Source organism: Kushneria phyllosphaerae (assembly GCF_900312995.1).
Lineage (GTDB): Bacteria > Pseudomonadota > Gammaproteobacteria > Pseudomonadales > Halomonadaceae > Kushneria > Kushneria phyllosphaerae.
On sequence record NZ_ONZI01000004.1, the window covers coordinates 218,605 to 242,238 of the forward strand.

At 55.5% G+C, this 23,634-nt stretch carries 20 protein-coding genes; 4 read left to right on the forward strand and 16 right to left on the reverse strand.

The features are described 5' to 3' along the window. The first annotated feature begins 74 nt into the window (after positions 1 to 74). The gene (gene gcvP, locus KSP9073_RS14165) at positions 75 to 2,966 is read left to right on the forward strand and encodes an aminomethyl-transferring glycine dehydrogenase (protein WP_108843625.1); all 2,892 of its coding nucleotides are present in this window, start codon (positions 75 to 77) and stop codon (positions 2,964 to 2,966) included. Between the two features lie 101 nt (positions 2,967 to 3,067). Here the strand turns inward: gcvP and KSP9073_RS14170 are convergent, their stop codons facing one another. Further along, positions 3,068 to 4,015 (reverse strand): LysR family transcriptional regulator, encoded by a 948-nt coding sequence (locus KSP9073_RS14170; RefSeq protein ID WP_108843626.1) that lies wholly within the window; start codon positions 4,013 to 4,015, stop codon positions 3,068 to 3,070. A 196-nt stretch (positions 4,016 to 4,211) separates the two neighbouring features. Here KSP9073_RS14170 and KSP9073_RS14175 point away from each other — a divergent pair, with 196 nt between their 5' ends. Next, positions 4,212 to 4,496 carry a YfcL family protein gene (locus tag KSP9073_RS14175; protein WP_133241035.1) on the forward strand — a complete coding sequence of 95 codons (285 nt, stop codon included), beginning with the start codon at positions 4,212 to 4,214 and terminating at the stop codon, positions 4,494 to 4,496. Between the two features lie 61 nt (positions 4,497 to 4,557). Then, positions 4,558 to 5,931 (forward strand): nucleotide 5'-monophosphate nucleosidase PpnN, encoded by a 1,374-nt coding sequence (gene ppnN / locus KSP9073_RS14180; RefSeq protein WP_108843628.1) that lies wholly within the window; start codon positions 4,558 to 4,560, stop codon positions 5,929 to 5,931. Positions 5,932 to 5,955: 24 nt separating this feature from the next. On the opposite strand, the gene KSP9073_RS14185 is transcribed toward ppnN, so the two are convergent. The 13 genes from KSP9073_RS14185 to galE form a co-directional block, all read right to left on the reverse strand. After that, positions 5,956 to 6,333, reverse strand: a complete 378-nt coding sequence (locus KSP9073_RS14185) for a hypothetical protein (protein ID WP_108843629.1) — start codon at positions 6,331 to 6,333, stop codon at positions 5,956 to 5,958. Next, positions 6,330 to 6,782: a flavodoxin domain-containing protein gene (locus tag KSP9073_RS14190; protein WP_108843630.1), complete on the reverse strand. Its 453-nt coding sequence runs from the start codon at positions 6,780 to 6,782 to the stop codon at positions 6,330 to 6,332. Before KSP9073_RS14190 ends, KSP9073_RS14185 begins: the two co-directional genes overlap by 4 nt. Positions 6,783 to 6,931: 149 nt before the next feature. After that, positions 6,932 to 7,228, reverse strand: coding sequence for an integration host factor subunit alpha (locus KSP9073_RS14195; protein ID WP_086622906.1), 297 nt, complete (start codon positions 7,226 to 7,228; stop codon positions 6,932 to 6,934). Between the two features lie 54 nt (positions 7,229 to 7,282). Beyond that, positions 7,283 to 9,667 carry a phenylalanine--tRNA ligase subunit beta gene (gene pheT / locus KSP9073_RS14200; RefSeq protein ID WP_108843631.1) on the reverse strand — a complete coding sequence of 795 codons (2,385 nt, stop codon included), beginning with the start codon at positions 9,665 to 9,667 and terminating at the stop codon, positions 7,283 to 7,285. A gap of 24 nt (positions 9,668 to 9,691) precedes the next feature. Next, positions 9,692 to 10,711, reverse strand: a complete 1,020-nt coding sequence (gene pheS / locus KSP9073_RS14205; protein WP_108843632.1) for a phenylalanine--tRNA ligase subunit alpha — start codon at positions 10,709 to 10,711, stop codon at positions 9,692 to 9,694. 169 nt (positions 10,712 to 10,880) lie between these two features. After that, positions 10,881 to 11,231, reverse strand: a complete 351-nt coding sequence (gene rplT, locus KSP9073_RS14210) for a 50S ribosomal protein L20 (protein ID WP_086622909.1) — start codon at positions 11,229 to 11,231, stop codon at positions 10,881 to 10,883. A 33-nt stretch (positions 11,232 to 11,264) separates the two neighbouring features. After that, complete coding sequence (gene rpmI / locus KSP9073_RS14215; RefSeq protein WP_086622910.1) at positions 11,265 to 11,459, reverse strand: 50S ribosomal protein L35; 195 nt, start codon at positions 11,457 to 11,459, stop codon at positions 11,265 to 11,267. Positions 11,460 to 11,553: 94 nt separating this feature from the next. Beyond that, positions 11,554 to 12,099: a translation initiation factor IF-3 gene (infC, locus tag KSP9073_RS14220; protein WP_086622911.1), complete on the reverse strand. Its 546-nt coding sequence runs from the start codon at positions 12,097 to 12,099 to the stop codon at positions 11,554 to 11,556. Positions 12,100 to 12,125: 26 nt separating this feature from the next. Further along, positions 12,126 to 14,024, reverse strand: coding sequence for a threonine--tRNA ligase (gene thrS / locus KSP9073_RS14225; RefSeq protein WP_108843633.1), 1,899 nt, complete (start codon positions 14,022 to 14,024; stop codon positions 12,126 to 12,128). Between the two features lie 261 nt (positions 14,025 to 14,285). Continuing rightward, positions 14,286 to 15,221, reverse strand: coding sequence for an OmpA family protein (locus tag KSP9073_RS14230; protein WP_108843634.1), 936 nt, complete (start codon positions 15,219 to 15,221; stop codon positions 14,286 to 14,288). A 337-nt stretch (positions 15,222 to 15,558) separates the two neighbouring features. Next, a complete protein-coding gene (locus KSP9073_RS14235; protein WP_133241036.1) occupies positions 15,559 to 16,023 on the reverse strand; it encodes a DUF2489 domain-containing protein in 465 nt (154 codons plus the stop codon). Between the two features lie 114 nt (positions 16,024 to 16,137). After that, positions 16,138 to 17,274: a glycosyltransferase family 4 protein gene (locus tag KSP9073_RS14240; RefSeq protein WP_108843636.1), complete on the reverse strand. Its 1,137-nt coding sequence runs from the start codon at positions 17,272 to 17,274 to the stop codon at positions 16,138 to 16,140. Between the two features lie 215 nt (positions 17,275 to 17,489). Further along, positions 17,490 to 18,500, reverse strand: coding sequence for a UDP-glucose 4-epimerase GalE (galE, locus tag KSP9073_RS14245; RefSeq protein ID WP_108843637.1), 1,011 nt, complete (start codon positions 18,498 to 18,500; stop codon positions 17,490 to 17,492). A 199-nt stretch (positions 18,501 to 18,699) separates the two neighbouring features. On the opposite strand from galE, the gene KSP9073_RS14250 reads away from it, so the two are divergent. Next, positions 18,700 to 20,157, forward strand: coding sequence for an SLC13 family permease (locus tag KSP9073_RS14250; protein WP_108843638.1), 1,458 nt, complete (start codon positions 18,700 to 18,702; stop codon positions 20,155 to 20,157). A 125-nt stretch (positions 20,158 to 20,282) separates the two neighbouring features. Here the strand turns inward: KSP9073_RS14250 and gltS are convergent, their stop codons facing one another. Together gltS and KSP9073_RS14260 are read right to left on the reverse strand one after the other, a co-directional pair. Then, positions 20,283 to 21,470 (reverse strand): sodium/glutamate symporter, encoded by a 1,188-nt coding sequence (gene gltS / locus KSP9073_RS14255; RefSeq protein ID WP_108843639.1) that lies wholly within the window; start codon positions 21,468 to 21,470, stop codon positions 20,283 to 20,285. A 293-nt stretch (positions 21,471 to 21,763) separates the two neighbouring features. After that, a complete protein-coding gene (locus tag KSP9073_RS14260; RefSeq protein ID WP_108843640.1) occupies positions 21,764 to 23,509 on the reverse strand; it encodes a methyl-accepting chemotaxis protein in 1,746 nt (581 codons plus the stop codon). Positions 23,510 to 23,634: the final 125 nt, after the last annotated feature.

The following is a 23,634-nucleotide window of genomic DNA, read 5'->3' on the forward strand; positions in this document are numbered from 1 at the left end:
TCACTCGTTACCGGGTTCTGCACTGATAGCACCCTGCAGTGACGCCTTCCGACACCTCATCTTACGGATATCCCATGGCCGCTGACTCTCGCTCGCTGGATGAACTCTTCGCGCATGATGCGTTTATTGCCCGTCATATCGGCATCGATACCACGGCACGTCACCAAATGCTGGAGACGCTGGGCGCCGATACGATGGCTGACCTGCTCGCGCACGCCATTCCCCAGGACATTCGCATGGAAGGCGAACTGAATCTGGCCGAACCGGTGTCGGAGCTTGAGGCGCTGACGCGTCTACGTCGGGTCATGGGTACCAATCAGGTCATGAGAAATCATATCGGGGCCGGCTATTACGGCACCATCATGCCTGCCGTCATTGCGCGCAATGTACTTGAAAACCCGGGCTGGTATACCGCCTATACGCCGTATCAACCCGAGATTTCCCAGGGTCGGCTCGAAGGCCTGCTCAACTTTCAGCAGATGGTCATGGACATGACCGGCATGGCACTGGCCAATGCCTCATTGCTGGATGAAGCTACCGCCGCCGCCGAGGCCATGGCGCTGTGCAAGCGCGCCAACCGCAAAAACAAAAGCTCGGCATTTTTTGTGGCCGATCACGTGTTCCCCCAGACGCTGGACGTCGTGCGTACGCGTGCTCGCTGGCTGGGCCTTGAGGTCATCGTCGACCGCGCCGAAACACTGGATCAGTACGATGTCTTTGGTGCTCTGCTGCAGTATCCGGCTGAAGACGGCAGCGTGACGGATCTCAGAGCGCTTATCGAGCGCGCGCATGAGCGTCACACCATGGTCGCCGTGGCCACCGACCTTCTGGCACTGGCCCTTTTGAAGCCGCCGGGAGAGATGGGCGCCGATATCGCACTTGGCTCCGCTCAGCGCTTTGGCGTGCCCATGGGCTTTGGCGGCCCGCATGCTGCCTTTTTTGCCGTCAACGACGACCTCAAGCGTTCCATGCCCGGTCGTGTTATCGGGGTTTCCCGCGACCGCCACGGCAAACCCGCGCTACGCATGGCCATGCAGACACGGGAACAGCACATCCGTCGCGAGAAGGCGACCTCCAACATTTGTACCGCCCAGGCGCTGCTGGCCAACATTGCCGGTTTTTATGCGGTCTATCATGGCCCGGACGGTATTCGCACCATTGCCACTCGCGTTCATCGCCTGACCTGCATTCTGGCAAAAGGCCTGGCCGACAGCGCTGCAAGCGTCGACAACGAGGGCTTTTTCGATACGCTGACGCTGCGCGTTGATGATGTAGCAGCACTTCAGCAGCGCGCTGAAAAGGCCGGCCACAATCTGCGCTATCGTGACGATGGCCGGATAAGCATCAGTCTGGACGAGACCACCACCCCGGAAGATCTCGACGCCCTTTTCACCATTTTACTGGGTGGCCAGCACGATCAGAATGTGGCCGCCATAGACGCCAAGCTTCAAAATACCGGCACCCAATTACCGGCGCCCTGCCAGCGACAGTCAGACTTTTTGACGCATCCGACCTTCTCGCGCTATCACAGCGAAACCGAGATGCTGCGCTACCTGAAGCGGCTCGAAAATCGTGATCTGTCGCTCACGCATGCCATGATTCCGCTGGGCTCCTGCACCATGAAGCTCAATGCCACCACCGAGATGGTGCCGCTGTCCTGGACCGAGTGCGCCGACATTCATCCCTTTGCGCCCGAGTCGCAGGTGTCGGGCTACATGACGATGATTGGTGAGCTGGGGAACTATCTCATTGAAGTCACCGGTTATGATGCCATCTCCATGCAGCCCAACTCCGGGGCACAGGGAGAATATGCCGGGCTTCTGGCCATCCGGCGCTATCAGCAGTCGATCGATCAGGGCCATCGACACATCTGCCTGATTCCGTCATCGGCCCATGGCACCAACCCGGCATCGGCCGCCATGACCAGCATGAAGGTGGTGGTGGTGGAATGTGATGCCAACGGCAATATCGATCTGGCAGATCTGCAGGTGAAGGCTGAAAAACACAGCGATGAACTCTCGGCCATCATGCTGACCTATCCGTCGACGCATGGCGTTTTTGAAGAAGGTGTTCGCAAGGCCTGTGAGATCGTGCATCAGCACGGCGGCCAGGTGTATATCGATGGCGCCAACATGAACGCCCAGGTGGGCCTGTGTCGGCCAGGGGATTATGGCGGTGATGTTTCACATCTCAACCTGCACAAGACCTTCTGCATTCCCCACGGTGGTGGCGGCCCAGGCATGGGTCCGATTGGCGTCAAGGCGCACCTGGCCGATTATCTGCCGGGCCATGTCCATCGCACCGATCACACGAGCCTTGAGCCGGGCACTGCCGTCTCCTCGGCCGCCTTTGGCAGCGCCCTGATCCTGCCCATTTCATGGGCCTACATCGTCATGATGGGCGCACGCGGCCTGCGAGAGGCCAGTGAAGCGGCCATTTTGAATGCCAACTACATGGCCCATCGTCTGAGCGAGCACTACAGAGTCCTCTACCGTGGCCAAAAGGGCCATGTGGCGCACGAGTGCATCATCGATATTCGGCCCCTCAAGGCCGCCAGCGGTATCGACGAAGAGGACATTGCCAAGCGTCTGATGGATTACGGCTTCCATGCACCGACCATGTCCTTCCCGGTGGCCGGCACCCTCATGATCGAGCCGACCGAGTCCGAGTCACATCAGGAGCTGGACCGCTTCTGTGAGGCCATGATTGCCATTCGTGAAGAGATTCGCGCCGTGGAGCAGGGAGACGTGGCACGCGACAACAATGTGCTGGTCAATGCCCCGCACACTCAGCGTGACCTGTATCAGGAAGACTGGCCGTTCCCCTACTCCCGGGAACAGGCTGCCTTTCCAACACCGGCGACAAAAGCCGCCAAGTTCTGGCCCAGCGTCAACCGGGTCGACAACGTCTATGGCGACCGCAACCTGATCTGCAGCTGTCCGAGCATTGATGACTATCGCGACTGATTGACCCTCGCGATCGATCAGCCTTTCGGATACAAAAGGCCGACACAATGGATGACATTGTGTCGGCCTTTTTGGTCAACGCCTGACGCTGCTGGAGAGACTTACGCGTTACCGCCCTCGGCAGGCGTTTCGTAGCCATACATGTCGGCAGGCGCTTCGTAGCCATAAAGGGCATTGCGACGCTGCTCGCGAAATTCATCCAGCAACTGGCGGTATCGTCGAGGCAGCTCCACCCCTCTGCGCGTCAAAACATACAGGGATTCATACACCGGCACCGACAACGGTACTTCCTGAACCTGGCGCTGCCAAGGCGAGGTTTCAAGCACCGCGCGAGATACGACCGTAAAGCCCAGCCCGCGAGCGACCGCGTCCAGCACAACTGCCACATCGTTGGTATAGCCCTTTTGCGGAAAGTAACTGATCGAGCGGAACTCGTCAGGGTAGTTGTCACGCAGCACCTGGCTTGCGTTATTAACGCCATCGAAGTAGTTCAGAAACCCCAGAGACAGCAGTTCGTTGATGCTATTGCCACGAAAATCGGCAGGCACCACCAGGCATAGCGGCTCATGGTGCCAGAGCTCATACTCAAGGTCGGGATGACGCGTGATATCCGTGACGATCCCCAGGTCATGGCGACCAGCCAGAACATCCTGCACGATTTCGGCATTGAAGGCGAAATTGTAGTTGATGGTCAGCCCGGTATTGACCTGCTGATAGCCCAGTGCAAAGGGGTAAAACATCAAGCCGATGCTTGACGGGCTGGCGACACGACAGTCGCCACTGCTCAGGGACTCATCATCAAGGCCATGGCGAAACTGTTCATGTTCGGCAAACAGGCGAATGGCATAGTCGTAGGCCCGCCGTCCTGCTTCCGTGAGCGTAAAACGACGGCCGTGCCGACGCAGCAGGGTCTTGTCGAGATAGTGTTCAAGCTTGCGGATGTGCTGGCTGACCCCGGGCTGCGTCATTTCCAGCTTATGGGCCGTATGGGTAAAGCTGCCTGTTTCCACCAGCGTGATAAAGGTTTTGAAATACTGGGCATTAAACATGAGACGTTATCAGCTCACTGACAGCCCTGAACGACATGCGCCCGGGCAAACAAAAAATCTTCATTTCTGATCAGATAGATACGGCGTGACCGGCTACCTTATCAGAAAAGAGCACGGCCCGCATGAGCTCCTCGGGCTCTCGTGTTAGCATCCCGTGACAGGATTTTTGACACTGCTTGCCATTGGAATCTCCAACATGCCTGACCCCTTTTTAAGACGCGCAGAAGACATCAAAAAGACACTGCTTGCGATGGAATCCGAGGCGCGCGAGGAAGACCTTTTTGCACTGGGCTACATGATTCCGCAGATCGAGCTTGTGCAGGAGATGGCGCAATACGATCCAGAGGACGTAACCAGCGAGGACTTCGATGCCACCTACCGCCAGTGGCTTGAAAGCACCTTCATGGAAGATGCTATGGAAAGCGATGACCGTCAGCGGATCGAGGAACTCTGGCACAGCGCCATGAACCGCGCGGGCTGACCCATGTCGCCAGAGCTTGCCTCTGGCATTTGTTGACTGCAGGAAAAGGAGATCAAAGAGGATGAAGGAAGCTACACGGATTTCAGTCACCATTTCTCCGGAAGGCAGTCTGGAAGTGCTCTCTCAGCAGGAGGTCAATCGCCTGCGAGACACTTCCTCCAACGGCATGCACGATGTGCTTCGCCGCTGTGCACTGGCCATCCTGAACTACGGCACCATGGTTGATGACAGCTGCAGCGTGCTTGAGGCCTATCACGACTTTGATATCGAAGTCATCCAGCAGGATCGAGGCATCCGGCTAAAGCTTACCAATGCTCCGGCCCATGCCTTCGTGGACGGCAGCATGATTCGCGGCATCCGTGAACTGCTGTCTTCCGTGCTGCGTGATGTGGTTTACGTCTCCAACGAAATCGAAAAACATGGTCGCTTCGATCTCGAATCTGCCGAAGGCATTACCAACGCCGTGTTTCATATCCTGCGCAATGCCGGGGTCATGAAGCCTTCGCGTGATCCCAACCTGGTGGTCTGCTGGGGCGGTCACTCTATCTCACGCGAGGAGTACGACTACAGCAAGTCGGTCGGCTATCACCTTGGGCTGCGTGACATGGACATCTGCACCGGTTGCGGGCCGGGCGCCATGAAAGGACCGATGAAGGGTGCCAATGTGGCTCACGCCAAACAGCGTCGTCGCAACAGTCGCTACCTGGGCATTTCGGAGCCTGGCATCATTGCAGCCGAGTCTCCCAACCCAATCGTCAATGAACTGGTCATCATGCCGGACATTGAAAAGCGGCTTGAGGCCTTCATTCGCGTTGGGCACGGCATCATCATCTTTCCCGGTGGCGTGGGCACCGCCGAAGAGATCCTGTACCTGCTGGGTGTATTGCTGCATCCGGACAATGCCGACATCCCCTTCCCGATCATCTTTACCGGGCCGGCCGGCAGCGCCGACTATTTCCGTCGCATTGATGAATTTATTGCCTTCACGCTGGGCGCCGAGGCTCAAAAGTACTACCGCATCATGATTGACGACCCCGTCGGGGTGGCCCGTGCCATGAGAGACGGTATCGAGGAAGTTACTGCCTTCCGCCGCGAGCATCAGGATGCTTTCTACTTCAACTGGCGCCTGGAGATTCCAAGAGACTTTCAGCAGCCCTTCACCCCGAACCACGAGTCAATGGCCGGGCTGGCCCTTCATCGTCGCCAGAACGTGCATGATCTGGCCGCCAACCTGCGTCGCGCCTTCTCGGGGATAGTGGCCGGCAACGTCAAGGAGCAGGGCGTACGGGCCATCGAAAAACAGGGTCCTTTCCGCCTGAACGCTGAAAGCGAGCTCATGGCGCCTTTGGATGAGCTGCTGACCTCCTTTGTGGCGCAGGGACGCATGAAACTGCCCGGCAGTGAATACGTTCCCTGCTATACGCTGAACACGTAAAATGTGACCAGACTGCCGGTGGCGCTACTGCTCTGCAGGGCGCCACCAGCCATAAAGTGCATGCAGCAAGAGCCCGATGGTCATGGCTCTGGGCAACCACTGATACCAGTCCTGCGACTGTCCTGTCGCAAGTTGCCAGATCGCCGTTGCCGCCACACCCGCCACCAGCCACAACAAAAGCCGTTTAAGCGCTGTCAACGCTCCCTTCCTGACGCTGCTGGAGGCACGCTGCCATAACAGGGCAGACACGACGACCAGCGCCGCCACGCCCCCACAGACCAGTATCAGACGCTCATTGTCGCGAACAATGTAGTAGCCGGGCGCTGCCATCAGCATGGTCAGGGCAAGCCCCAGCAAAATGGAGATTCGCTCACCGCTGGCCAGCAGACCCTGACGACTCATGAATGCGCTTCCAGCCACTGCTCCGCCCAGGGCAGTGCGGCATCGTCGGCCATGGGCGTTTCCGAGGCGTCTACTTCCAGACGCTCGCTAACACGGCTGGCGCCAAGAGCGGTCAGAAGCTCGTCCAGCTTGCGCCCGGCACCACAGAAACTCTCCTCGTAGCTGCTGTCTCCCATGGCAATCAGAGCGTATTGCAGGCCCTGAAGTGACGGGCGCTGCTGCTCAAGGGCACTGCTGAGACCGGTGAAATTGCCCGGATAATCGCCCCGGCCCGTGGTCGAAATGCAAAAAAGTGCCAGGTCCGGCCGCGGGTCGACCAGCTTTTCCAGCGTGGGGGTTTCATGAATCTCGACACCGTAGCCTGCCGACTCAAACAAGGGGGCTATCTGCTCGGCGACATCCAGCGCGCCGCCATAAACAGTGGCAACATAAATTCCGACATCAGGCATGATTTTCGAACACCAGGATTAAATTTGGGAAATGGTAACATAGTGCTTCAGGCGCTTTCCCGGTGAGCAACCTGCAAAAAAGCCCCGCCATGGGCGGGGCTTTTCATGTCATGACAGACGATCGTCATGGCCGTGGATACAGCAATGGATCAGGCCTTGTCGCGCTCTTCCACCAGAGCCTTGAGCTTCTGGCCCGGACGAAAGGTCACCACGCGACGCGCCGAGATCGGGATCTCCTCTCCTGTCTTGGGATTACGACCAGGCCTTTCACGCTTGTCGCGCAAATCAAAGTTGCCAAAACCTGACAGCTTGACCTGTTCGTTTTCCCTGAGACACCCGCGGATTTCGTCAAAAAACTGCTCGACAAGCATTTTGGCTTCACGCTTTGAAAATCCAAGCGACGTGTGCAGATGCTCTGCCAGTTCAGCCTTGGTCAACGCACTCATTATCCGACATCCTGTAGGAGACAATCTTTAGGAGACAGTATCCCGCCGCCGCATTCAGTTACGCAGCAACGCGCCAAAACGTTCCGAGGAGACCGCTACAATATTGTCAATTGTCTGATTAATTTCAACATCTGTCAGCGTGCGCGAAGGATGCTGCCAGGTCAAGCCCAGCGCCAGGCTCTTGCGCCCCTCTTCCACACCGGCGCCCTGATAGACGTCAAAAAGACGCAGATCCGTTAAGGCTTCCCCGGCCTGTTCACGAATGACATCCAGAAGCGACTGTACCGGCAGGCTCTCGTCTACCAACAAGGCCAGGTCGCGCCTGACTTCCGGATGGCGAGACAGAGGGCTAAATGCTGCCAGCCTACCCTGCTGCAGGGCCACCAGCTCAAGCTCGAACACATAGACCTCGGGCTTGATGCCAAGCTGCTCTCTGACAGCAGGATGCAGCGCTCCGACCCAGCCGACAGGATGCTCACCTCGCAGGATACGGGCACACTGCCCGGGGTGAAGCGCTTCATGCTCACCCGGCTCGAAACGCCATTCGCCCTCGACACCCCCCAGGGACAGAAGACGCTCAACGTCTCCCTTGATGTCAAAGAAATCGACGCCTTCCCTGCGGCTCGTCCACCCTTCCGGGTCTCGTGTGCCACAGATCATGCCACCCAGCATGGGCGTTTGCGTCAACGCATCGATCTCGCCGTTGAACACCAGTCCGGTTTCAAAAAGACGAATGCGTTGCTGCTGACGATTGAGGTTGTGCAACAGCGCACGGCTCAAGCCCGCCCACAGACTCGAGCGCATGACGGACATATCGCTGGAAATGGGGTTGGCAAGTGTCGGGGTCACGACATTCGGATTCAGGGCCTGCTGAAGATCGTCAGACACAAAACTGTAGGTAATGGCTTCCTGATAACCACCGGCCACCAGATGCTGACGAATGACATCGAGCGAAACCTTGGTGGCATCCTCACGACGTGGCGCCAGACTGGCCTGCGGGTAGCGAACGGGCAACCGGTTATAACCGTGCACGCGAGCCAGTTCCTCAACCAGGTCTTCCTCGAGACGCACATCAAAGCGCCATGCCGGGACACTGACGTCCCAACCACCTGATTCACAAGCCTTCAGAGTCATGCCAAGACGCGTCAGGATATCGCGGATCTCGTCGTCTTCAAGCGTCATGCCCAGAATCCGACTGACGCGCTCGGCGCTCAACGTTATCTGGCAGGTATCGGGCAGCGCCTGTTGATCCGTTTGCTCGATGACAGGGCCGGGACGGCCACCGGCCAGCTCGACAAGCAATCCTGTCGCCCGCTCGAGTGCGCGCACCTGCAACGTTGAATCCACACCGCGCTCAAAACGATGAGAAGCGTCCGTGTGCAGACCGTACTGACGCGCCCTTCCAGCAACGGCCAGCGGCGCAAAGAAGGCAGACTCCAGCAGCACATGACGCGTGTCAGAATTGACGCCTGAACGCTCTCCACCCATGACACCGGCGATGGCCAACGGGCCCTCTGCATCGGCAATCAGGAGGGTATTGTCTTCAAGCGCCACCTTCTGTCCATCAAGCAGGGTCAATGACTCACCGGCGCGGGCATTACGCACTTCGATATGGCCCTGGAGTCGATCCAGATCGAAGGCATGCATCGGCTGTCCCAGCTCAAGCATCACGTAATTGGTAATGTCCACCACAATATCGATGGAGCGCAGGCCGCAGCGACGCAGATATTCTGTCAGCCACAGAGGAGAAGGCGTACTGACATCAACATCGCGGACAATACGCGCACTGTAGCGTGGGCATGCACTGGCATTGTCCAGACGAACCTCAAAGCGCTCATCGACCTGCGCTGCCACGGGCGCAACCCCGGGCGTTTTGACTTCAACCCGATTGAGCACACCAATCTCGCGTGCAAGCCCCATAACACTCAGGCAGTCGCCACGATTGGGGGTAAGATCAACATCGATACTGTGGTCGTCCAGCCCAAGCCACTGCCTTAAATCTTCGCCTATGGGTGCATCGTCCGGCAGCACCCAGATGCCCGGAGACTTTTCCTCGACCAGGCCAAGCTCTGACTCGCCGCAGATCATGCCGTGAGAGGCCACACCCCTGAGCCTGGCTTCCTTGATGGCGAAGTCGCCGGGCAGTACAGCACCGGGCCTGGCCAGCGCCACCTTCTGACCGGCGGCCACATTGGGCGCGCCGCACACGATTTGTTGAAGCTGGCCGCTGCCGTCATCGAGCTGGCAGACGCGCAAACGATCGGCATCAGGATGCTGAGCGGCCTCTTTAACCTGTGCAACCACGACGCCTGAAAACGGGGCGGATACCAATTCAATGGCATCCACTTCCAGCCCTGCCATGGTGATCTGATCGGCAATCGCCTGCACATCCTGCGCCACATCAACCCATTGACGCAGCCACTGTTCGGAAACTTTCATCTTGCCTCGCTATACCGAAACGAATTACTGGAACTGGCGGAGAAAGCGCAGATCGTTATCGAAGAAAAGCCGCAGATCATTGACGCCATATCGCAGCATCGCCAGACGCTCGACGCCCATACCAAAGGCAAAACCGCTGTAGCGCTTCGAATCTATATCGACGTGGTCAAACACATTGGGATGCACCATGCCGCAACCCATGACCTCAAGCCAACCGGTATGAGAACACACCCGGCACCCTTTGCCACCGCAGTTAACGCACTGAATATCGACTTCTGCCGAAGGTTCGGTAAACGGAAAGTAGGAGGGACGAAAGCGAACATCGAGCCGGTCACGTTCAAAAAAGGCTTTCAGAAAAGCTTCAATGGTGCCCTTGAGATCGGCAAAGCTGACGTTCTCGTCTACAAACAGTCCTTCTACCTGATGGAACATGGGGCTATGAGTGAGATCGGAATCGTTACGATAGACACGCCCTGAACACACCAGTCGCACTGGCGGCTCCTGATGCTCCATGGTGCGGATCTGAACCGGAGACGTGTGCGTGCGCAAGACATGGCGCGCATCGAAGTAAAAGGTGTCATGCATGGCGCGGGCAGGATGATGCGCCGGGATATTCAGCGCCTCGAAGTTATGATAATCGTCCTCGATCTCGGGCCCTTCGGCGATGTCATAACCAATATTGGCAAAACACTGCTCGATACGACGCAGCGTCTGGGTAATGGGATGCAGACCACCCGACGACTCCCGCCGACCCGGCAGGGTGACATCCACCTTCTGTTCTGCAAGCCTGGCCGCCATGGCACTGGCTTCCAGCGCCGTCCTTTTGGCATCCAGTGCGGCTTCAACCTGTTGCCTTGCCTGATTGATCACTTCCCCGGCGGCGGGTCGCTCCTGCGCCGGCAGTTTTCCCAATCCTTTCAAAAGGGCCGTCACCTCGCCCTTCTTGCCCAGATAGCGGACACGAATATCTTCCAGTGCCCTGATATCTTCGGCAGCGTCAATGGCTTCGACTGCCGTCGCTACTACTGTGGAGAGATGCTCCATCCGTCTTGCTCCATGAAAAACGGCAGATTGCAGATACCAGGAAAGCTCTGCACGTTGATCCTGTTATCAGGGATCTGACGATAAATTGTTGCCACACAAAAAAACAAGGGAAGAGCGACGGCTCTTCCCTTGTAGCACTTCGGCAGGTGACATCAAGTCACCAGCACCATCAGGCAGCCTTGGCTTGCTCGACGATGGAACCGAAAGCCTGCTTTTCGTGAACGGCCAGATCAGCAAGGATCTTGCGGTCGATCTCGATACCGGCCTTTTTCAGACCGTTAATGAAGCGGCTGTAGGACATGCCATGAGTGCGAGCTGCAGCGTTGATACGTGCAATCCACAGCGCACGGAACTGACGCTTTCGCTGACGACGGTCACGATAGGCATACTGACCTGCCTTGATAACCGCCTGCTTGGCGACACGGAAAGTACGCGAACGAGCACCGTAGTACCCTTTAGCCTGCTTCAAAATCTTCTTGTGACGACGACGAGCGACGACACCACGCTTTACACGAGCCATGAAAACCTCCTGACTTCAGTTGTTTAAATCGACTTAGATATAAGGGAGCATGCGCTCGATCAAACGGCGATCGGCATCATGGATCTGCTTCATACCGCGCAGCTGACGCTTACGCTTGGTCGATTTCTTGGTCAGGATATGGCTGCGAAAGGACTGCTTGTGCTTAAAGCCCTTGGCAGTGCGTTTGAAGCGCTTGGCCGCACCGCTGTTGCTTTTGATCTTCGGCATGAGAATAACTCCGCACGATATTTTTTAGAAAACCCGAGGCCGACATGTTGAGCCATCCATGATGGCTCAACATGCCCGTTAAACTGCCCACGGATCACTTTTTCCTGGGGGCCAACATCATGATCATTTGCCGGCCTTCCATCTTCGGACGCGATTCTACAACAGCAAGGTCTTCCAAGTCATGTTCTACACGCTCCATGAGCTTGCGTCCGATGTCCTGGTGCGCCATTTCGCGACCACGGAATCGCAACGTGACCTTGCCCTTATCGCCTTCCTCAAGGAAACGCGTCAAATTCTTGAGCTTGACCTGATAATCACCTTCGTCAGTGGCCGGCCTGAATTTGACTTCCTTGATCTGAATCTGCTTTTGCTTCTTCTTCTGAGCAGATTTCTGTTTTTTCAGTTCGAACTGATGCTTGCCGTAATCCATGATCTTGCAAACGATCGGATCGGCATTGGATATCTGCACGAGATCAAGCCCAGCTTCTTCAGCCTTGGCAAGCGCCTCATTCATGGGCACAACACCCAGCTGCTCGCCCTCGCTATCGATAAGCCGAACTTCATCCGCACGAATACGGTCATTTATGGGTGCGCGCTTTTCCTGAGGGCGCCCACGTTGGTTATTTCGCTTGATCGTCAAGTCTCCATTGCTGAAAAGAAATGCTGCTATCTACGCTCGGTATCGAGTCTGGCAAGAAATTCGGGAACTGTCATCGTTCCCAGATCCTCACCGGTCCGCGTTCGGACAGCAACGCTATTTGACTCCACTTCCTTATCACCAACTACCAGCAGATAAGGCACTTTCTGGAGTGTATGCTCACGAATTTTAAAACCGATCTTCTCATTCCTCAAGTCTGACTTGACACGAAGACCCGCTTGTTGCAATTGCTCGGTCAGCGCCGAGGCATAAGACGCCTGCGCATCGGTGATATTAAGCACAGCGATCTGCTCTGGAGAAAGCCACAGAGGCAAGGCGCCTGCATGATGCTCCAGCAGGATACCGATAAAGCGCTCGAAGGAACCGATGATGGCACGGTGCAGCATGACCGGTGTATGACGATTGCCATCTTCACCTACATATTGCGCACCAAGACGGCCGGGCATCATGAAGTCAACCTGCATGGTACCTACCTGCCACTCCCGGCCCAGACAGTCACGCATATGGTACTCGATCTTGGGGCCATAAAAGGCACCCTCTCCCGGCAGCTCCTGCCAGGTGACGTCACAGGCCGTCAGTGCCGCCCGCAGCGCGCCCTCGGCCTTGTCCCAATCTTCATCACTGCCGATACGCTTTTCAGGGCGCAGCGCAATCTTGACGTCGATATCGCTAAAGCCAAAATCTTCATAGACCTTGAGCGCCTGGCGGTGGAAATCGGTCACCTCAGGTTCAATTTGACGCTCTGTACAGAAGACGTGACCGTCGTCCTGGGTAAAGGCACGCACCCGCATGATGCCATGCAACGCGCCCGAAGGTTCGTTGCGATGACAGCCACCAAACTCGCCGTAGCGAATGGGCATTTCGCGATAGCTGTGCAGGCCGGAATTGAATACCTGAACATGTCCAGGGCAGTTCATCGGCTTGAGCGCGTACTCGCGCTTTTCCGACTCGGTAAAGAACATGTTTTCCGAATAGTTGTCCCAATGACCGGACTTTTTCCAGAGACTGACGTCCATGACCTGCGGGCAGCGAATCTCCTGATAGCCGCCGCTGTGATACACGCGACGCATATACTGCTCGACTGCCTGCCAGATGGCCCAGCCTCGCGGATGCCAGAACACCATACCGGGCGACTCTTCCTGCTGATGGAAGAGATTGAGCTGTCGGGCAAGCTTGCGGTGGTCGCGCTTTTCCGCTTCCTCAAGCCGCTTCAGATAGGCATTCAACTGCTTCTTGTCCGCCCAGGCCGTGCCATAAATGCGTGTCAGCATGGTATTGGAGGCATCGCCGCGCCAATAGGCGCCGGCCAGCTTTAAAAGCTTGAAGGACTTGAGATGCCGGGTATTGGGAACGTGAGGTCCCCGGCACATGTCCGTGTATTCCTTGTGATGATAAAGGCGAATGGTCTCGCCTGCTGGAATACGGGAAACGATATCCTGCTTGTAGGGTTCGTCTCTGGCGACAAAAGCCTCCATGGCCTGATCGCGGTCGACGTACTTCCTGTCAACGTCATACCCTTCGTCGATCAGTTCGCGCATGCGCTTTTCGATCTTTTCCAGATCATCGCTTGAAACAGACTGCCCAAAATCGATGTCGTAATAAAAGCCGTCATCAATGACAGGACCAATGGCCATTTTGGCTTCGGGGTACAGCTGTTTGACGGCATGTCCAATGAGATGCGCACAGGAGTGGCGAATAATCTCGAGCCCTTCCTGGTCCTTCGCAGTCACGATGGCAACGGTTGCGTCATGGTCGACAACGTCGGCCGTATCGACCAGCTGTCCATCTATTTTGCCGGCAATGGCCGCTTTTGCCAGACCGGCACCGATGGACTCGGCAATTGCCATAATGGATACGGGAGATTCGAATTGACGCTGGCTACCGTCAGGAAGCGTGACGATGGGCATAGGAGTTCCTTCCTTTTTCAGTGGTGACCGCTACCAGGAGTCACTTGAGGTATTACATTGTCAGCACGACACAGGGAATGCGTCATGGAACTGGCAGGCGTGAGGCAAGCTATAAGCCGGCATGCAAACTAACAAAGAGTGACGAATGACGTCCAGCTAATAACTGAACATTGCAACAGTCGCTGGCATCTGACACACAGCATTTATATAAAAAAGAGGGCGCCGAAGCGCCCTCTTTTATCAGATCCAGATCAGCAGGATTTACTGATTGCTGGAACCGTTCTGGCCGGTACGATCCATCACCTTACCGTCATCACCCAGCGGATGAACTTCAGTACGGCGGTTTTCTGCACGACCTTGAGCAGTATCGTTACTGGCTACCGGATTCTGCTCGCCGAAGCCGAGGGCTTCCATGCGATCAGCTGATACGCCCTGAGAAATCAGATACTGGCGAACGGATTCTGCACGACGCTGAGACAGATCCTTGTTGTAGGAATCGCTACCGACGGAATCGGTATAACCTTCCAGGCGAACGCGAACCTGTTCATTGCTGTTGAGCTTCTCGGCAACATCATTAAGCGTTTGTTCTGCATTGGACTTGAGCTTCGCAGAATCAAATTCGAAGTTGACGTCGCGCAGTACCAGCGATGCCGGGCAACCCAGTGCATTGACCTGAGTACCTGCCGGGGTGTCCGGGCACTGATCCTGATAGTCCGGTACGCCGTCACCATCGGAATCCAGCGGGCAGCCGCGTGAATCGACTTCTACACCAGCCGGGGTACCCGGGCACTGGTCGAGATAGTCCGGTACGCCGTCACCATCAGTATCGATCGGGCAGCCCTTGGCATCAACGGCAACGCCGGCAGGTGTACCCGGGCACTCATCACGAGAATCCGGCACGCCATCGTTGTCAGAATCCATTTCACGGCTATCGCCGCCCGAGCAAAGCAGGGCACCTGCTGTTGCACCGGCAGTTGCGCCGACGGCAGCACCAGTCTCTTCATCGTCATTGCTGCTGACACCGTAACCGAGGCCACCACCGATCAGGCCACCAGCCAGACCGCACACGAAAGGAGAAGAGTACCAGGAATCGCCGCTGGAAGAAGCGCCAGAGGATTGAGAACCTGAGCTGGCGCAGCCAGCGAGACCCATTACGAGAGCAGATCCCAGCAGCAAGCCAGTTGTTGATTTATTCATGCAAGACTCCTTCTTTTTTGCAACGCTAGGGCAACGATGTTGTTACTAAGCGGTTCCGAGTATAGGCAACGCCAACAGCTCTAGAAAGTTTTTCTTCTACTGCCAGAAAAAGCACCCAAGAGGCATTGGAGCACGCTATTGACCACCCTGCTTTGGTCATTTGGGACAACTACACGATGCCATGATGAAAAACGCGTCACCGGCAATCCATTGTGACGTATTCGAACACTGTTTTCGCACTGAAAGCGATGAAAGTCAAACGCTGTTTATTGCATTGATTAAATTTCAGGTTAATTGTTTCTAACTTTAAAAAAATAAATCCTGCCCTGAATATACTTTATCGATGCGCCAAAACGTTATCCGTTCGACCTACCAACTTGCGCGCAGCCTGAAGAATAGCCGTTTCGTGTTCGCTGACAACCTGCAGCCTATGCCGGTCTTCCTGCATTCTTTCGCGCGCCGTCAGTGCCGAGCGGGCCTGATGGGTATGCAAATGAGAGGCGCTATCGCTGACCTTCGCAATCACTGCCAGTTCATCATCCTTCCACCAGCCGGTATCAAGAATATCGATAATGACTCGGGCACGCAGACACCCTTCCATCAGGTCCATCTGGCCTTCCTGCATGGCCCGACCTATAACGTTGAGATTGGACAGGCACTGATATTCGGCTTGTGCCTGCTCCTGAAGCTGATGTTGCCGACGCCGACTCAGCTCGCGGGACATGCGCCAGATGATCAGCAGCAAAACGCCGACAATCACCAGCGCCATACATAAAAGCGTCATTGCCCAGATGTGTGACACGATAAATATCACTCCTCGGTATTGGTCCGCCGATAAATCTCATGAAGACTGCATTGATGGGCATGCATTCGAAGGCAAATAGTCACAGGAGAACAGTATTGGCGACACGTCCGTTTATTCAGCGCCTAACGCCTTGAACTCGGCGATCAGCTTTTCCTGCTGCTGCTTGTGGGAATAGTTTTTTGCAAGTGCTGATAATTCCTCGCTCAACACATGGCGCCTATCACTATTTTCAAGAAGCTCACGGGCATTTTGTGACCATTTGCGAGTATCCATGGCATTGAGGACAAGTTCAGGATAGCGATTTTCCAGAATCTCGGCACACCCGACGCCAGATGAAAGCATGACTGGCGTACCGCACGCCATGGCCTCCAGTGCAACGCGTCCAAATTCTTCAATGTGCGCAGGCAACATAAAAATATCCAGGGCGCCATACAGTCTTTCTACTTCGCTTACGGTAGAGCGCCAGATAAATCGCCCGGCGATACCAAGCCTTTGAGCCAAATTCTGGTATGAAGACGCATCATCCTTGCCAACGACTAGAAAGCGACAGCGATCAGGCAGCATTTGATCAAGCTCGGCGGCCAGCTTCACAAAGCCTTCCACGTTGCGTTTTGTAAAATTGCCCGAAGTGACCACCCCGACCAGAAACTCATCAGGCATCACGCCCAGAGACTGACGAATGTCTTCTCTGCCAGCATGGGCTCGCTCTGGATTGAACTGAACGGGATCATAACCGGGATAACTGATATCGATTCTGTCAGACGCGATGTCATAACGGGTCGTCAGATCGTTGCCCATCATTTTTGAATTGACAGCAACTCGACGAAAGCGCTTGCCCCTGAGCACATGATCATGGATGGCAGCCACTTCATGATGCTCTGGAAGCCCATGACCATGTATGGCCTGGCTCGCCAGATGCACACAGTTATGCAGATACACCACATCAGGTGTTTCCACATCGCCATGGCTGATCAGCAGAGCCGGTGAATGTCGGCTCACCCATGCCTGGACACGACGATTGAACCAGAAACGACGGCGCGCCCCCTTGAATGGCCAACGCCAGGTTTTCACCAGTTTTGCACCCGCGCGCTCTACCAGAGCGGCATTACCTCGCTCAGCAATGATCACGACCTGATACCCCAGGGCGATCAATGCCGCCGTCTGTTCAAGTGCATTGCGACTGGCACCGGTACTCTTTTCTACCTGGCGGATGGCTACGGCGGCCAGAGGTCTTGCATGTTCCGTCATTTAAAAGGCACTCAAACAGCATTATCAGCGAAGATGTTTTCACTGGCAGTAATGAACATCCACCGCGCCGACACCTACGTCAGCGCATTGGCGCCAGTATTCGGCCACTATGCATGACCGGTTAGACATCATGATAACACCAGGCTTTTCCCGGACCACTAATCCCTTGTTACCGCAGTCTGTATCACCTTATGGGCACCCGGATCATGCGGGCTTTAATCACTGTACCCATTGGGATTTTTCTGTTGCCAGCGCCAAGTGTCTGCCATCATTTTTTCAATACCAAACTTGGCTGCCCAACCAAGTACCTCTTCGGCATGAGCCGGGTCGGCGTAACAACGTGCGATATCACCGGCACGCCGGGGATAAAACTCATAGCCAACCTTCCGGTCGCTTGCCTTTTCAAAGGCCTGCACGACTTCAAGTACGCTGTAGCCCTTGCCGGTTCCAAGATTGAAGGTATGCACACCATCATGTCTGCACAGATACGCGAGTGCCTTCAAATGCCCTTGTGCCAGATCCGTGACATGGATGTAGTCGCGAACGCCCGTGCCATCGATAGTGTCATAATCATTGCCGAATACAGCCAGCACTTCGCGGCGACCGATCGCCACCTGGCTGACAAAGGGCACCAGGTTGTTGGGAATGCCGTTGGGGTCTTCGCCGATCATGCCGCTGTCATGGGCACCTACCGGGTTGAAATAGCGCAGTACGGAAATGCGCCACTGCGGATCCGAGACAGCAAGGTCCTGCAGGATCTCTTCGACCATCAACTTGGAGCGGCCATAGGGATTGGTCGCCGCAGTGGGGAAATTTTCCTGAATAGGGACCGATGCCGGATCGCCATAAACGGTGGCAGAGGAGCTGAACACCATTTTTCTGACGCCAGCACGTGACATGGCACCGCAAAGGACAAGCGTGCCGTTAACATTATTGTCGAAATAGTCGAGCGGCTTTTGAACGCTTTCCCCTACGGCCTTGAGCCCGGCAAAGTGAATGACCGAGTCAATCTCGTGCTGGCTAAAAACATCATCGAGCAGTGCGGCGTCCCGAATGTCCCCTTCAATCCAATGCACTTCTCTGCCTGTCAGCACGCTGACTCTTTCCAGAGATTTTTTATTGGCATTACAAAAATTATCCAATACCAATACGTCCTGACCTGCTTCCAGCAGTGCCAAAACCGTGTGTGAGCCGATATAGCCGGCACCTCCGGTGACAAGAATCATTTGTCTTCCCCTTGATGTGTGAATCACTAAAACGGCTGGGTGCACATTATTGTGCATAAAAATTCGATGGCTATGGTCGACGAAAGGCGCAAATACAATCGTCTTATACTTCATTATAAACATTAATAAAGTCGAGGGTTTATGCTGATCCATCGGTTATCTGTACCCAAAAACTCAACTCATGAAATCGGGAAAAAAGATGCCTGACAAGACGACGGATACCGACCAGCCATCCCCTCCGGGCAAGGCACCTGTTATCGGCCTTTGGCTGGGTCTACTATGGGTTTTGATGGTGTTGATTATACCCGCGCCACAAGGCATGTCGGGTAGCGCCTGGCACTGTATCGGTCTCGCGCTTCTGATGGCCACGTGGTGGTCTACAGAGGCCATTCCCATTCCGGCGACTTCACTGCTGCCCATCATTCTGGCCCCTGCCATGGGCATTGGGAGCCTCAAAGACGTCACTTCAGCCTATGCAGATCCCATCATTTACCTCTTTTTGGGTGGCTTCCTGCTGGGTCTGGCCATGCAGCGCTGGAATCTGCATCGTCGCATTGCATTGCGAATCCTGATTATTGTGGGATCTGACCCCAAACGCCAGATTGGCGGATTCATGCTGGCCACGGGATTTATCAGCATGTGGGTTTCCAATACGGCAACAGCCATCATGATGCTGCCTATTGGCACCTCTGTCATCGCCCTGCTCTCTACCAGCAATGAAAGCGAAGTACGGCGATACGCAACGACCCTGCTGCTGGCAATCGCCTATTCCGCCAGCATCGGCGGCGTCGCCACATTAATAGGCACGCCGCCCAATGCGCTACTGGCCGGCTATCTGTCCAATAATCAGAATATCGATATTGGCTTTGCTCAGTGGATGATCGTTGGCTTGCCGGTATCCATTGCCATGATGCTTCTGGCCTGGTGGTGGTTGACCCGAGAAGACTTTGATCTTGGACAGGGTGACGCCGGCGACAACCTTTTGAAAGAAGAGCTGGCCAAATTGGGCGCCATGAGTTCGGCCGAAAAACGGGTCGGCATTGCCTTTCTGGTCGCCGCTGCCGCTTGGATTGTTCGCCCCCTTCTCAACAACCTTGGTCTTGACTGGCTCAGCGATACCACCATTGCCATGACAGTGGGCATTGGCCTCTTTTTGACGCCATCGGGCACCAGCAAAAAAGAAAAACTCATGGACTGGGAAAGCTCTTCATCGCTTCCCTGGGGCGTATTGCTGCTGTTCGGGGGGGGGCTGGCGCTGGCCGGCATTATTCAGAGCTCAGGACTTGCGTCATGGATTGCAGAGCAGCTTTCACTGTTTTCGGTTTTCCCGCTGGTCGGGCTGATTGCCGTTGTCGTGCTGGTGATCATCTTCCTGACAGAAGTCACCTCCAACACCGCCACCGCTGCTGCCTTTTTGCCGTTGCTGGGTGCACTGGCCATTTCTCTGGGGCTCTCGCCACTGCTCATTACTGTACCAGCGGCGATCGCCGCAAGCTGCGCCTTCATGATGCCTGTCGCAACCCCACCCAACGCTATCGTGTTCGCAACCGGCCAGATGAAAATTCAATCCATGATTCGCGCCGGCCTGTTTTTGAATCTTGCCGGCACCGTCATCATCACACTGCTGGTATATATGCTGGTGTCCCTGCTCTGGTAAGCGCCTGAGTACCCAATCAAAAAAACCGTCTGCTGCTGGCAGACGGCTTTTTTATATGACAGCTTTTATTATTTTTAGAAACAGACATTCACTCCCTTTTGCCGCGGGCGCAAAAGCAAGTCATTTCACGTAAAGAACAGGAACCCCTTTATGATCAAGGCATTGGCAATATCAATCAAAAATCCGCCGACAACCGGGACAATAATGAAGGCAAGCCGTGAAGGGCCGAATCGTTCGGTTACCGCCTGCATGTTGGCAATGGCGGTGGGCGTCGCGCCCATGGCAAAACCGCAGTTGCCTGCCACCAGAACAGCAGCATCATAACCGCCCCCCATGACCCTGAAGGTCACCTGCGTGGTATAGAAAAAGACCAGTGCCACCTGCACTATCAAGATGACCAGCATGGGCAGGGCGAGATTGGCGAGATCCCATAGCTTGAGGTTCATCAGCGCCAGCGCCAGAAACACGGAAAGCGCCACGTTACCGACCGTGTTATTGGCATCATCATTGACATGATAAAGACGACTGATGCGAAGCACATTGCCGATAATCACGCAGGAAAACAGCACCCATACAAAGGTCGGCAGACTGAACGGCGTATTTTCAAGAACGCCATGAAAAAAGGTACCGGCCACAAGCCCCGCAAAGAGACAGCACAGCACACGAATCATGCTGCCCACGTCAGTTCGTTCATCCTTGCCAGCAAGATCAGCGACATCGGCCTGATCATCGCTTTCAATTTTCATCCCCTTCTTCCGGGCCCGTCGAATCAAAAATGACGCTGTAGGCCCGCCCACCAGAGAGCCGAACACCAGCCCGAACGTTGCCGCGGCCATTGCCAGCGCCATGGCACTTTCAACCCCATAATTGTTGGTAAACACCTCGGCCCATGCCGCCCCGGTGCCGTGCCCTCCGGACATGGTGATCGAACCACCAAGCAGCCCCATCACGGGTGACAAGCCAAACAGGGTAGCGATACCGACCCCTACGATGTTTTGCAATACCAGCAGGCCCACCACGAGCGCAAAGAAAATCAGCAATTTCGAACCACCGGCACGGATCAGGCCAAAATTGGCGGAAAGGCCGACCGAGGCGAAAAAAACCAGCATGAAGGGTTCCTGAAGGCCATCAAAAAAGGTGATTTCAACCCCAAACCCCCGCAATGCGGTGACCACTAGCGTGGCAAGGAGGCCACCGACCACCGGTACGGGTATGTTGAATTCACGCAGAAAGCGCACATGCTTGACGCACTGCTGACCAAGCACCAGCACCACAATGGCGATAAAGAGCGTCGTTATGGGACCCGGCGTCATAATGATTCCTGTAAGTTATTGATGTCATACACTGCAACGCCAGAAAGGCAGGCCCGAGTATAAGTCATCCGCCCCTTTCGGACCCAGCCTCATGGATGATCCCCGCGGTTTCGAGATTCTTCACTCCATGCCAAAACAAAATCATGATTCGATTAAACCTTTGCCTTCAGGTTACAGGGTCTCTCCTTGTTAAATACAATATTGATCATATTCATCGGCTAGTCATGACATGAAAAAGGATCGCCGCTTGCGCGGCGATCCTTCTATTCATTATCTGTCAGCAATCACACCTGCTAAAAGGTTTCCCACTCATCAGCATCACTGGTCGCCGCGGGTGCCTTGTAGCTCTGACTCTTTGCCGGTGTTTTAAGCTCGGTAGAAGCCCTAGGAGCCGTCGAATGCTTTGAGGCAGCCGATGTCGACGGATTATGGCCAACCGACCTTTCCATGATGCGGCTGGCGACCGGCACGGCGGAATGCCCCATCGCCCCGCCACTGGAGACCTTGAAGAACGCCACCTGCTCGCGCAGGACCCGCGCACTGTGCTCCATGGAACGGCTCGCTGCGGCCGCCTCTTCCACCAGCGCGGCGTTCTGCTGAGTCACACTGTCCATCTGTGAGATGGCCTGATTGACCTGATCGATACCGGTCGACTGCTCGCGGCTGGCCGCGGCAATCTCGGCGACGATATCGGTCATCTTGTTGATGCTTTCAACAATCCCCCCCAGCGTCTGGCCCGAGCGGTTGACCAGCTCGGCGCCGTTGGCCACCTTGGCCACGCTGTCATTGACCAGCGTCTTGATCTCACGAGCCGCATCAGCACTGCGGCTCGAGAGCGTGCGTACTTCGCTGGCGACCACAGCGAAACCACGGCCCTGCTCGCCGGCACGGGCGGCTTCGACCGCCGCGTTAAGCGCCAGCAGGTTGGTCTGGAAGGCGATCGAGTCGATCAGCCCGACAATCTCGGCAATCTTCTGACTTGAGGTGCTGATTTCGTTCATGGCAAGCGTCGTCTGCTCAACCACCTGACTACCATCACGGGCCTGCTGACGAACGTTGAGCGCCAGTTGATTGGCCTGAGCGGCGTTGTCGGCATTCTGCTTGACGGTCGAGGTCATCTCTTCCATGGAAGCCGCCGTTTCTTCAAGGCTTGCCGCCTGCTCCTGGGTACGACGGGAAAGATCATCATTGCCTGAAGCGATCTGGCTGGACGCCGAACCCACCGACTCGGCATTGACGCGGACATCGCTGACCACATGGGCGAGCTGCTTTTGCATGGCGCCCAGGCTTTGCAGCAGAGTGGCGAACTCGTCGCGCCCCGTCACCTTGATATGATTGTCCAGCTCGCCCTGGGCGATGGATTCGGAGACTTCACTGGCACGCTTGAGTGGCGCCATGATGCCGCGAATCAGTACCCAAGCAATGGCCGTCATCAGGACAAGGGCCACGATAATTGCAGCAATAATGATGCCGATCGACTGCGAAGCCGCTGCGATGCCATTGGCGTAAGACTGTTCGGCCTGTTCGGCATTGATTTTCAGAAGGCTTTCAAGCTCTGTTGATAAGGCTTCGAAATTCTCACGCGTTTGCTGAATGGTCGGGGTAAACCCGAACTCCCCCTGACTCATGTCGCGGTTTACCTGCTGATACAGTGTCCAGTAAGCCGTCAACAAGGGTGCGAGCCTATCTGCGATAGCTCTTTCTTCCGGCGATGTCACCTGTGTGGTGTTGTACGTCTGCCAGAGTCGATCCGTGTCGTTTTTATACTTTTGTTCATACTCACTCAAAACCGTAACTCCGCTTTGAGGATTTCTGTCTGCGCGCACCTTGAAAGAGTCGATCCGGGACCAGCTGATATTTTTTCTAATAGTGGCAAGATTTTGCAATGGCAGGACGTTGGTCTTGTAGACCGCTTCCAGATTGCTGTTGCTGAGTTTCATACCGAACACACCAGCAGCGCCAATAACTACCATGAAAATGCCCATGACGACCATGGTCGCCACAAGCTTGTATTTCACACTACGATTTAGCCCAAACATTTGGACCCACTCCCCGATGGCTTCGAAAGGTTAATAACGACCTGGTGGGTCGAGTGACCTCTATAACGGCAAAATCCAGCGTAACCTGAGGGCTTTAAAATCCCTTTTAAAAAAAGGCCGCCCGA